Origin of the sequence: Colwellia sp. C1TZA3 (assembly GCF_007954265.1) — a bacterium.
In the GTDB taxonomy this organism is placed as follows: Bacteria; Pseudomonadota; Gammaproteobacteria; order Enterobacterales; family Alteromonadaceae; genus Cognaticolwellia.
Genome location: NZ_VOLS01000016.1, coordinates 1 through 12316 on the forward strand (window position 1 = coordinate 1; position 12316 = coordinate 12316).

Annotated in this window: 9 protein-coding genes; 4 read left to right on the forward strand and 5 right to left on the reverse strand. The window is 39.2% G+C overall.

Going from position 1 to position 12316, the window contains the following annotated elements; translation table 11 throughout:
* Positions 1-177: 177 nt before the first annotated feature.
* Positions 178-2049 (reverse strand): sigma-54 interaction domain-containing protein, encoded by a 1872-nt coding sequence (locus tag ESZ39_RS06795; RefSeq protein ID WP_146879159.1) that lies wholly within the window; start codon positions 2047-2049, stop codon positions 178-180.
* 336 nt (positions 2050-2385) lie between these two features.
* Between ESZ39_RS06795 and cynS the strand changes: the two genes are divergently transcribed.
* From cynS to ESZ39_RS06810, 3 genes are all read left to right on the forward strand, one after another.
* Positions 2386-2826, forward strand: a complete 441-nt coding sequence (gene cynS, locus ESZ39_RS06800) for a cyanase (protein WP_146879160.1) — start codon at positions 2386-2388, stop codon at positions 2824-2826.
* A gap of 178 nt (positions 2827-3004) precedes the next feature.
* Positions 3005-3817 carry a formate/nitrite transporter family protein gene (locus ESZ39_RS06805; protein WP_146879161.1) on the forward strand — a complete coding sequence of 271 codons (813 nt, stop codon included), beginning with the start codon at positions 3005-3007 and terminating at the stop codon, positions 3815-3817.
* A gap of 176 nt (positions 3818-3993) precedes the next feature.
* On the forward strand, positions 3994-5697 hold the full coding sequence (locus ESZ39_RS06810) for a bifunctional protein-serine/threonine kinase/phosphatase (protein ID WP_146879162.1): 1704 nt from the start codon (positions 3994-3996) through the stop codon (positions 5695-5697).
* 203 nt (positions 5698-5900) lie between these two features.
* Here the strand turns inward: ESZ39_RS06810 and ESZ39_RS06815 are convergent, their stop codons facing one another.
* The 4 genes from ESZ39_RS06815 to ESZ39_RS06830 form a co-directional block, all read right to left on the reverse strand.
* Positions 5901-6665, reverse strand: coding sequence for an ice-binding family protein (locus ESZ39_RS06815; RefSeq protein ID WP_223270276.1), 765 nt, complete (start codon positions 6663-6665; stop codon positions 5901-5903).
* A 516-nt stretch (positions 6666-7181) separates the two neighbouring features.
* A complete protein-coding gene (locus ESZ39_RS06820; RefSeq protein WP_191321718.1) occupies positions 7182-9467 on the reverse strand; it encodes a xanthine dehydrogenase family protein molybdopterin-binding subunit in 2286 nt (761 codons plus the stop codon).
* 6 nt (positions 9468-9473) lie between these two features.
* Complete coding sequence (locus ESZ39_RS06825) at positions 9474-9968, reverse strand: (2Fe-2S)-binding protein (protein ID WP_146879164.1); 495 nt, start codon at positions 9966-9968, stop codon at positions 9474-9476.
* A 336-nt stretch (positions 9969-10304) separates the two neighbouring features.
* Positions 10305-10973 carry a glutathione S-transferase family protein gene (locus tag ESZ39_RS06830; RefSeq protein WP_146879165.1) on the reverse strand — a complete coding sequence of 223 codons (669 nt, stop codon included), beginning with the start codon at positions 10971-10973 and terminating at the stop codon, positions 10305-10307.
* Between the two features lie 354 nt (positions 10974-11327).
* On the opposite strand from ESZ39_RS06830, the gene ESZ39_RS06835 reads away from it, so the two are divergent.
* Positions 11328-12179 carry an AraC family transcriptional regulator gene (locus ESZ39_RS06835; protein ID WP_146879166.1) on the forward strand — a complete coding sequence of 284 codons (852 nt, stop codon included), beginning with the start codon at positions 11328-11330 and terminating at the stop codon, positions 12177-12179.
* Positions 12180-12316 lie beyond the last annotated feature (137 nt).

The window sequence follows — 12316 nt, forward strand, 5'->3', positions numbered from 1 at the left end:
GTTAAAATAGCTCAAGGCTGTGTTGCTCTCACTCCCAATAGCCAGCTATTGCTCAATCGAGCGCCTTACCTTGAGTTATTTTTCCTGCGCACAACAAGATCACAAACTTAATGGAACTGGTATTATAAGTACCCTAGGAGTCAGAAGCTAGCGAGTCATCGATAGTATCGATATACATCAAGGAGTAAAATCCTGACGGTTTAAGCCATATTTTTTTAACTTTGACGACAATGTTGTTGGTTTTAAGCCTAATAACTCAGCAGCACCATTCTCACCATAAATTTTACCTTGGCAATGTTTTAAGGCATTAGCCAAATTGGTTTTTTCAAGTAACTTTTGCTCTGCCACTCTCATCAACTGCGGAGCAACTTTAGGGTTAAATGATGCATCATTAACAACGGATTCATTGGCCAAAAATTCAAAATTTATTTTATTACTCTTGGCTAATATTATCTGACGTTCAATAATATTTTCCAGTTCTCTGATATTGCCGGGCCAATGGTATTGGCTTAAATACTGCATTTGCGAAACTGACACTTGTGGTTTAGGTCGATTAAAGTTCAAACACACTTTATCAATAAAGTGATTCACTAACAGAGGAATATCATCAATACGCTCTCGTAATGCGGGTGAATGAATTGGAAAGACATTGAGCCTAAAATATAAGTCTTCTCTAAATTTATTCTGCTGAACTAAGGTTTTTAATTTCTGATTAGTTGCTGAGATCACTCTGACATCAACATGTCTGGTTTTCGACTCTCCTACCCGTTCAAACTGCTGCTCTTGTAATACCCGTAATAATTTCCCTTGTAGTTGTAAGGGAATTTCACCGACTTCATCTAAGAAAATAGTGGCGCCATCAGCCAATTCAAATCGGCCAATTCGGTCTGATATTGCGCCTGAAAAAGCACCTTTTACATGACCAAAAAACTCACTTTCAAATAAGTCTGCCGGAATTGCCGCGCAATTCACTCTAATTAATGGCCGGCCTTTTCTATCACTCACTTCATGAATTGCTCTAGCAATTAGCTCTTTACCTGTGCCAGATTCGCCAGTAATGATGACATTCGCGTTAGTCGCTCCTACTAATTCTATTTGATTAACCATATGCTGCACTTGCATACTCTGACCAATGATCTGGTGATGATTAAAGTCCGCATTTAATTCTTCAAGCAAATATGCATTGTCCATTTCAAGGCGCTCTTTTAGCGTATCTACCTCTTTTATGGCCTTTAGTAGTTTAGCCTGAGTAGACTTTCTTTGTGTTATGTCTCGAAAAATAACTACAGCACCGATTAATAAATCGTTTTCAGTGACCGGCGTACTTTTATACTCTACCGCAACGGGCATACCACTTTTTGACCAGAACACTTCGTCATCAACGCTGTGTACTTCTCCATCTTTAAAAGCCGCATAAATCGGGCATTTGTAGGCATGATAATGTTGACCATCAACATGCGAATGATGAATAACGTCATGAATTTTTTTCCCGACAAGTTCTGCTTTTTTCCAGCCTAATATTTGCTCTGCTGCTGCATTTACAAAGGTGGTATTGCCGTCAGCATCTACACCATAGATGCCATCACCTACCGCACTAAGTAACAATTGATTTTGTCGCTCAATTTCTTCGAATACGCTTTCGTTGGCATTCCAATGGACAATGCCAGCTTTATACTTAGCCTGTGCTATTGCCTGATGGTAGCGGGCATAAGTAACTTTGGCGTTTTGACAGGAGAACAAAAGTTTATTGTCTAAAGCGCTAGCGGTAATATCTAAATATATTTTTTCATTATTAATAGTGAGAAATAGATCGTTTGTCCACGCTTCGCCTTGCGCTAATATTTGTTGAGTAAAGTGAATTAACTTATCTAAACAGCCAGTAAAAAATTGCGTTACAGTAACCTCAGTTAGCGTATTATTTTCTAGCTCAACGTCACTTTCAATAGCAAATAATAGCGCAGCTTTGTGGTTTAACTGCAAAATTTTATTATTAAAAGGATCAATATATAACAGTGCTTTAGGTGCATTTAAAAATAAGTTCGCTTGCATAAAATATTCCTGATGACTCATCAACTAACCCCACCATTCAATTTCCAAGCCAACCAACGATATTTCGTGCCTAACAGCACGAAATATCGTTTATCACGAAAAGTCGTGGTCCTACGCAGTCCAATAAAATAATTAATATAACTAAAAATCAATGAGTTAATAAATTTTGAGTTGTTGGCATAGTTTTCGCAATTGTTAATGTTAGTAGATAACAAGGTTAGTCGTTTAATGGTTAAATCAACGCGTAATTTAAAATGCTTGCACTGTATTGAAAATAACGCACCAAAATTAGACAGCTAAATTAATAAAATAATATTTTAATTTTAAGGAAGTCACATGAATAAACTCGATGTAACTGAAGCAATATTCGCCATAAAAAATGAAAAAGTACTTAGTTGGCAGAGCATTGCAGACGCTGTTGGTATGTCTATCGTTTGGACAACCTCAGCCTGTTTAGGTATGAACAGTTGGCCTGAAGTTGAAGCGGACAAAGTGATTGAATTTTTAGGTTTACCTAAAGAAACAAAGCAAGCCCTAATGGCCTATCCAACTAAGGAGTGGGATAAGTCAGTACCACAAGACCCATTAATTTATCGTATCTACGAAGTCGTAGGCGTCTATGGCGATACCCTTAAAGAAGTTATTCAAGAAAAGTTTGGTGACGGCATCATGAGTGCTATCGACTTTTCTATGGAAGTAGAAAAAGAAGAAAATCCAAAAGGCGATAGAGTCATTTTAACCTTGAATGGCAAATTTTTACCTTATAAATCATGGTGATCTTATTTGGTGCAATAAGCTAATCAAAGTTGTGCAACGCTGGCAAACAAAGCCAGCAAAACCAAGTTAAAAATAACATATTAAATATAAATCAACACGTTACATGACTGGCATTCAATTTGCTTTGTTAGGTAAACAGTAAAATGAATTAACATTACTTTTAAATAGAGATATAACAATGGCTTATATAGAACCCAGTGAATTTGTAACCAAAATGGTGGACGCAGGTGAACAAAAAGTTTACATGTCTACCAAAGATACTCTTATACGTGCTTTTATGGCAGGCGCTATTTTAGGCCTAGCAGCGATATTTGCTATTACGGTGGCTACTAAAACCGGTAGCCCTATTTTAGGCGCCTGTCTTTTCCCTGTTGGTTTTATCATGCTTTATTTGATGAAGTTTGATCTACTCACGGGTGTATTTACACTGGTACCATTAGCCTTATTAGACAAGCGTCCTGGTGTTACCTTTAGCGGCGTAATGCGTAACTGGGGTTTGGTTTTTCTAGGTAACTTTGGCGGGGCGATGACCACAGCTTTTTTAATGTCCTTTATTTTAACCTATGGTTATTCAGCTGATGGCGGTGCTATTGCAGCTAAAGTAGCAAGCATTGGTGAGGCAAGAACCGTAGGTTACCAAGAACATGGTTTAAGCGGCTGGATCACTATATTTTTCCGTGGCATGTTATGTAACTGGATGGTATCAATGGGTGTGGTTGGTGCGATGATCTCTACTTCTGCTGGTGCTAAAATGGCTGCGATGTGGATGCCCGTCATGTTGTTTTTCTTTATGGGTTTTGAACACTCAATTGTTAACATGTTCTTGTTCCCATTCTCCATGATCATGGGTGGTGACTTTACTGTTTATGATTACTTGGTATGGAATGAAATTCCAACGGTATTAGGCAACCTTGCCGGTGGCTTATTATTAGTAGGTTTACCATTATACTTTACACATGTTAAAACATCGCCGAGTAGAAAACTTGCTTAATTCATGTTTCATTAATGGTTTATTCAAAGCATAAGCTTGTATGAGTCAATTAATAAATAACTAATATCAATGCAGATAAAAGACTTCGTAATTTAACTTACGAAGTCTTTTTATTGCTACAAGCTTTACTGATTTAAGCTGATTTAAGCTGATTTTAATACCATAGGAAACAAGTGATGAGTCAAGCATTAGCGGTGAGTATTGGCGGCGCTACCCATAAAGGTGTAAAGGAAATCAATCAAGATTTTCTCGGCAGCATCATTCCTAAAGAACCCATGCTGAGCAGTAAAGGCATTGTGCTTGCCATGGCTGATGGTATTAGCTCAAGTAATGTAAGCCAAGTTGCCAGTGAAACAGCAATATCGAGTTTTTTAGAGGATTACTACTGCACCTCTGATTCATGGTCGGTTAAAAATTCTGCACAAAAAGTGATTAAGTCAATTAATTCATGGCTTTATTCACAAACGCGTAATAGCCCTTATCGCTTTGATAAAGACAAAGGCTATGTTTGCACCTTCAGTGCGCTGATATTAAAGTCAAATACGGCACACCTTTTTCATTCAGGTGATACCCGAATTTATCGTTTATCGGGTCAACAATTGGAGCAGTTAACCGAAGATCACCGCCGAGTTATGTCTGCCGATGTTAGCTATTTAACCCGCGCGTTAGGGATTAACCAAACGTTTGATATTGATTATCAAAGCCAGCTGCTGGAACAAGGCGATATATATATTATTGCCACTGACGGTGTTTACGAGTTTATTAACAGTGCTCAAATTGCCAATAACATTAGTAATGCCGAGAGCTTAGATAATGCGGCTGATGCCATTATTGCACAAGCCCTTGCACTAGGAAGTAATGACAACCTTAGTATTCAAATTGTCCGTATTGATAACGTGCCCAGCTATCAGCTTGATGAGGTGCATCAACTCACCATGTTGCCACTACCGCCAAGGCTTTCACCAAGAATGCAGTTTGACGGTTATGAAATTATCCGCGAAATATATATCAGTAGCCGAAGCCATGTTTTTTTAGCGCGCGACAATGAGACACTGCAAACCGTAGTGATAAAAACGCCATCCACTGAATTAAGAACCGACAAGCAATACCTTGAGCGTTTTATGCTAGAAGAATGGATAGCCAAACGCATTAACAATCCACATGTTGCTAAAGCAATTATTCCTAAAAGAAAACGTCATTATTTATATTTGGTGACAGAATTTATTGATGGCATTTCATTAAATCAATGGATGATAGACCATCCAAAACCAACATTAGAACAAGTTAGAAGTATTATCGAGCAAACCGCAAAAGGCTTACAGGCTTTTCATCGCCAAGACATGATACATCAAGACTTACGCCCAGCTAATATCATGATCGACAGTACTAACACGGTAAAAATAATAGACTTTGGCTCAACTTTTATTGCTGGTGTTACCGATGCTGATACTGAAGAAATTATGCGCGGTACCATTCGTTATTCAGCCCCTGAATATTTTTTAGGACATTTGGCAACTCAGGCATCTGACCTTTATTCGTTGGGTGTGATCACTTATCAAATGTTATCAGGTAAATTTCCATATGGTCGTGAAATAGCACAGGCGAACAGCGTATCAGCGCAACGTAAGCTCAACTATAAATCGATGATTAATGATAATACTGAATTACCCTTTTGGATTGACGATACACTTGAGCGCGCCTTAAAAATTGACCCTTTAAAACGCTACTCTGTATTGTCAGAGTTTGTTCATGACTTGCGACAGCCAAATAAATTATTTCTAGCAAAAACTCAACCGCCACTAATGCAGCGTGATCCTGTAATGTTTTGGCAATGGGTTAGTCTTATTCTCTTGCTGCTTTTGATTGTACAGGCACTTTAAAAACATTTTCAGGGTGTTAATTTATAAGTTTATACCTTGGCTTGAAATTAACCAAATTGTCGCTATTATTTTTTGCAATAAGTGGATTTTGAAATTTTTGAACAACAACATACAAAAAAAGAGGGTTAGAGAGTTTAATCTCTAACCCTCTTTATAATTAGGTCTATCGATACTTTACACTAGCTAACAGACCTTGCTTTTTATTATGGCCTTGCAGGAAATTCAACCGGTGCTGTCACGGTATTTTTTTGCAATGTAACTGCGGTTCCAGAGAATAGTCTACCTTTGACTTCCGTATGCGTATTCACAGAAATCAATGTTTTACTCAGCACAATACCTTTAAAAAAGGCATCCGTTCCAAGGGCAGTTTGACCTGCAACTTGCCAGAAAATGTTCTTGGCTAATGCACCACCAGCTAAAGTAACTCTGGTGCTATTCGCCTGATTCAAATTACCTGACACCTGCATTATCCAAACATCATTCGACGTACCGTTAAAGGTAACATCTGTGCTGATATTGACGTTCGTAGACCATTTATAAACGCCAGGTACCAGCGTTAAACCGCCAATTTCTCCTGCGCCAAGTTCTGTGCTATCTGCTGGCCGTCCTGCAGCGTCAGTATAGGCAGTTTCCATATCGCCGACAGCAACACCGAGATCGTATGCTGAATTTATCGCACAAGGTGGACCATCAGCGTCAACCGTGAAAATGGTGCCTGTTACTTCAGGGCAGCTAATTAGCAGCGCTGCACCGGTAATTGGACTAGTACCCACATCGCCTGTAATAGCCGAAGTCTTAACATCAGTAATGCCAGATTTACTTAAAATAGTGAAAGTACCTGCGGCGCCAAGTTCAACGGCATAAGCACTGGCGGCTCCACTGCCTTTAGCCATAGTATTTCCAGCAAATAAACTAGCGATAATGAGTGGTAATAGTGATTTTTTTGCATTACTTATTAATATCTTCAAAATATTTCTCCATATAAAGCCGTTAACTTAATGTAACAGAGATGTTACTAATAAGATTTAATTTTCGCTATTTAAATATAAAAATGAAAGCATATGTTGCTAATAGCAAGATAAGTTATATTAACGACTGATATACTTTCAGGCTTTTTTTATTAAATCCCTACAGTAAGTTAGCCATTAAAATATATTATAATACCAATCCCATTAAGTTATTGCTCACTTGTACTAGTTAAAATAGCTCAAGGCTGTGTTGCTCTCAATCCCAATAGCCAGCTATTGCTCAATCGAGCGCCTTACCTTGAGTTATTTTTCCTGCGCACAACAAGATCACAAACTTAATGGAACTGGTATAAGTCCATGTTATAACTATTTATTTAATATGCTGACAGACTTAAGCAGGAAGATAAAAATAAAAAACCCTTAGTCGCTATGAAAACAACTAAGGGCTTTAATCAACTGGTTAGCTTTAGCGCTTATGTACTCACTATACTAACTTAAAAGTGTCACGCTTATTGCTTAAGCATTTTTTATTGCTGCGGCTGTAATCGGTAAGTCTCGCACTCTAACGCCAGTGATTTGGAAAATAGCATTAGCTATCGCAGGTGCTATCGATACTACGCCAGGTTCGCCCAAGCCAACAGGAAACTCTTCGCTTTCAACAAATTCAATATCAAGCTCAGGTACATCACCCATACGTAATGGTGAGTAAGTGTTTAAGTTGAGATTACTCACTTGGCCATTTTCTATCGGGCTTTGTTCGTGTAAAGCTAAGCTTACCCCCCAAAGCATAGAGCCTTGAACTTGCGCTAAGGCACCATCAGGATGGACAATAACGCCGGCATCCACAATCATGGTGAGCTTTTTAACCGTTATTTTTCCTGAGCTAGGTTCTACATGAACCTTTGCAGCACAAGCCATCCAAGCCGGCATGGTACGTTCTTGTCCCGCACTTATCGCAATACCCATACCTTCATTTTCGGCTAATTTAACACCTTTGGTTTTTTGCTTAAGGATGCTTAGTACATTCGCTAATCGCTTGGCACCACCAACACTTTCTGGCGCTTTACCGGCTTGTTTACCTAAACCGTCAAGCATTGATAAGCGAAAATCAATCGGATCAGTATTAGTTTGATGGGCAATTTCATCAATAAATGATTCTAGTCCCCAAACAATCCAACCTTGGCCAACAGATCTTAACCAACCGGGCAGCATGGTTTGTTGTGCTAGGCTATTATTAACCACGCGCACACGATGATTATCCATGCTGTACCAGTGATCAGCGCCACTGGTAGAAAACATATCAACACGCGTTTTTTTGTCTAAGCTTTGAGGCATAAATCCTGGTGCCATAGCTAAGGTTGGCCAACCGGCAGCAAGTGCATGCTCCATACCAGTAAATTTATTTTCCTGATCAAATACCGCTCGAAACGAGACGACAGATGGCGATCTTGGTTGATCAAATCTAGAGTCATCTTCACGGGTAAAAACCATTTTCACTGGCTTGCCAATCGCTTTAGCGGTTAATACCGCGGGTATTGCATAATCGCCAAACAAACGGCGACCAAAACCACCACCGAGATATTGCTGATGCATAACAACTTTGTCATCAGTTACTTGCAGCGCTTTAGCGATTGCAGGCAAAGTTAATGATTGCCATTGATTACCCGTATAAACATGCCAAAGGCCATCTTTTTCTTCTACGGTCGCATTAACCGGCTCTAAGGCAAAGTGTAAAGCGGTATGTGTGCGATAAACCGCATCAATAGCTTTATCGGCTTTAGTGCTTGCCACTGAGAAATCGCCCTCATCAACAAACAATCCACCTTCACTCTTATCAGCAACTAAACGCTCTCCTTCTTGAAGAATATCTTGCTCACTGACCTTAGCTGTTTTACCTGCTTGGTAGCTGACATTTAAGGCATCAGCCGCTTGAATAGCGCCATAATAACTATCGGCCGCGACACTAACCCAACCTTGCAGATGGTCACTCGGATCTTGTAGAAGATGATAGCCCAAATAACCTTTGATTTTCTGAGCAGCACTATCGTCAACATTCGTGACTTTACTGCCATATCGGGTCGGTGGAACAATAGGGCGGGCATAAACCATACCGGCCAACTCAATATCAATACCGTAAACGGCTGAACCATTAGTTTTAGCGGGAATATCAAGCGCTAAGCTCGGCTTTCCAACTAAAGTTCTTTTACTTGCAGGTTTTAACGGTAAAGCGCTAATTTCTTCTGGTGTAAAGGTACGATTAAAACTGCCCTTGGCGACAATGTCACCAAAACTAATCGAGCGATCTTGATAGAGTACCGCGCCATTTTCTACGCTACATTGCTCTGCAGGGCAATTTAATATTTTTGCTGCCGCTTCTATTAAGGCTATCCGACCTGCAGCACCCGCTTGAGACAGTGGCTTGAATGTTTGAAAAACTGACCATGAACCACCCGTGACCATATAACCCCATTTAGGATCGGTGTCGACATGGGTGATGGAGACTTTAGACCAATCAGCCCCTAGCTCATCAGCAACAACGCGTGCCAGTGCAGTGCCAATATGTTGGCCCATTTCTGCCTTAGCAATATTAATGTTCACTTCACCCAATGGATTAATTTCAAACCAAACTGTTGGGGAAAATAATTTATTTTTCAGCGTTTCTTGTGGGCTGTTATCTAAGCCTACTGCACCAACTAGCGGGGCAAAAGCCATTAACAGTGAGCCACTGACCGAGCCTACTAAAAATCGACGTCGAGATAAGCTGACATTATTTTTTGCATCTTTAATATTTTTCATTGCCATACGCCTTTATGATTGTTGCGTTGAAGAGCTAGGATCAAAAGTTTGTACCTCGGCTGACATCACACCTGCCGCATTTTTAATTGCACTTTTAATCCGTACATAGGCCATACAGCGACATAAATTTCCACTCATATGGTCAACAATTTCTTGGTCACTCGGCGACGAATTACTGGCTAATAAAGTAGCTGCTTGCATAATTTGTCCTGACTGGCAGTAACCACATTGTGGCACCTGTTCATCAACCCATGTTTGTTGTAATGGATGTTTATTTTCTAAACCTTCAATCGTGGTGATATTTTTATTTTTTGCTGCTATTAATGGATAAGAGCATGTTCTAACTGGCGCACCGTCAATATGCACGGTACACGCACCACACAGACCAATACCACAGCCAAATTTTGTGCCTTTAAAACCAAACTCATCACGGATAACCCACAATAGTGGTGTGTTTACATCAGCAGCAGAGGAAACCTTGTTCCCATTTAACTTGAATACGATCATAGTTTTCTCTCCCAAAATTGAGTTGAAACATTAACAACTCATCAATTTATTAAGTACGCCACATATGGCAGTGGCTGATTATTTATCTGTGGCACTCACTGACATGGCTCATATGAGTTTTTCAGGGAATTACTTTCCTAAACAAACCGCTGGGCCAACCAATACACCGTTAGCATTGCTGCTAAATTTCTCTATATTTAATCGTTGTTTTTTTGATTTCTAAAGTCTAACAAAGCCATTGATTAACATAGCACTAAACGCCGTTTTATTATGCACTTTATAGCGTTAAGTTTAGCACTTTCTATTTATTTATTGCTGTTTATTTCACAAACAGGATTAAGCATAATCGTAAGTGCCACCTGATTTTATGGCTTTTTGATACGCTGGCCGAGCCTGAAAACGTTTAACGTAAGCCATGATTTTTGGATAGTGTTGAGCAACTGTTTTTCTTGCCGCCCATGCTTCTAGAGGAAAACTCATTTGAATATCAGCACCTGATAGCTGCTCACCGGCAAACCATTCGTTATCCGTTAAATGACTTTCAATTAAGGCTAAATTAGCGGTGATGTTAGGCCCAACATAGCCCGCCATTACTTTTTTCATAATGGCTTTAGCGATGTATTTAACAAAAAATGGCTTCGACCTTTGTACTGCCTTTTCTAAAATAAGTTTCAACAATAATTGCTGCATCATAGTACCTTCAGCAAAGTGTAACCAGTATAAATACTGGCGATGCGCTTCAGTTTTAGTCTCTGGAATAAAGTTACCCTCACCATAGGTTTGAGCAAGATATTCAATAATCGCTCCAGATTCTGCAATAGTGATGTCTCCATCGGTAATTATTGGAGATTTACCCAAAGGATGTATTTTTTTAAGGCTAGCAGGCGCTAGATTAGTCTTGAGATCACGTTGGTATTGTTTTACTTCATAAGGGACGCCAAGCTCTTCCAAAGCCCAAAGAACCCGTTGAGACCGAGAATTATTTAAGTGATGTACAATAACCATAGTTTTCTCCAATAAGATAAAATATCAACTAATATCAATCCCATTAAGTTATTACTCACTTGTACTAGTTAAAATAGCTCAAGGCTGTGTTGCTCTCAATCCCAATAGCCAGCTATTGCTCAATCGAGCGCCTTACCTTGAGTTATTTTTCCTGCGCACAACAAGATCACAAACTTAATGGAACTGGTATAAGCTATTGCCATTCGATTGCCAGAGTTAAGCATTTACCTTGGCAATTCATTTTTTATGACCACGACTTAGAGCACAATAGTGTAAGTATGGCTTATTTTAGTATCTTTATTGCTTGCTGTCGCATAGGATTGAACCCTATAATTATACTATTGGACTATTTTCATGCTTTGGACTTCCAGTGTTGTATTACATCACGATATCGAGCAACACCACCATAACCTGCATGAGTTTGTGGTCTGTTTACAAGGAAGTGTAAACATCCGCATTAATGACGAGGTACATCATTTTTCAGCTGGACACTCTGCTTTTATCCCTGCTAAATGTCCACATACCATTGCTGTTGATAAGCAAGGCCAGACCAAGTTACTCTTTGTCTGCATTGATCCGCCATCATTTGATACGTTGTCAAACCCCACCAACCGACTGTTTTTAAATACGCTCTCTGAAGGCGAATTTTTAATAAATAATCATCTCTTAAACACTGATGACAACACTCAGGAAATGCAAAAAATTGCCAATGAAATCGAAAAACTTCCTGATTCCAGCTCACTACTGCATGCCAGTTTAAAAGAGAATTTATACTTGCGGTTATTACTTATTCATATGAGTAGTGCCGGTTATGAACAGAAAACACGTGCGCAATCATCACAACGAATGACTAAAGCTCAGAATTGGATCCATGACAACCATGCCCTTGATATCACGCTGGAAATGGTAGCAAATGAAGTTAATATATCAAGAAGTCATTTTGCTCGCCAATTTCGTCTACACACAGGATTCAGTGTTATTGAGTATCTCCTTAAGGTGCGCTGTGATGCCGTAGCTAAATTACTTGCAAGCTCAGACACCGATATAACAGCAGTAGCTTTTGCCACAGGCTTTAGTAATTTAAGCCATTTATACCGACACTTTAAACGCCGCTATGGCATAACTCCAGGTGCTTTTCGGCAGATGATTAAAAATCAAGGCACGGCACTGACGGCTCAATCCAATGAAGAAATACGAAAAGTTTAAGCTAAATTTAGTCAGCTATAAATAATAAAATATTAACTAAAATGTCTTCTTATAAGTTTTGAGTGATATTTTGTGAGTTTCAGCTTTATGTTTTTAATTGTGGGATATTAAGCCACTAATTCTCCACCCGTTTAATA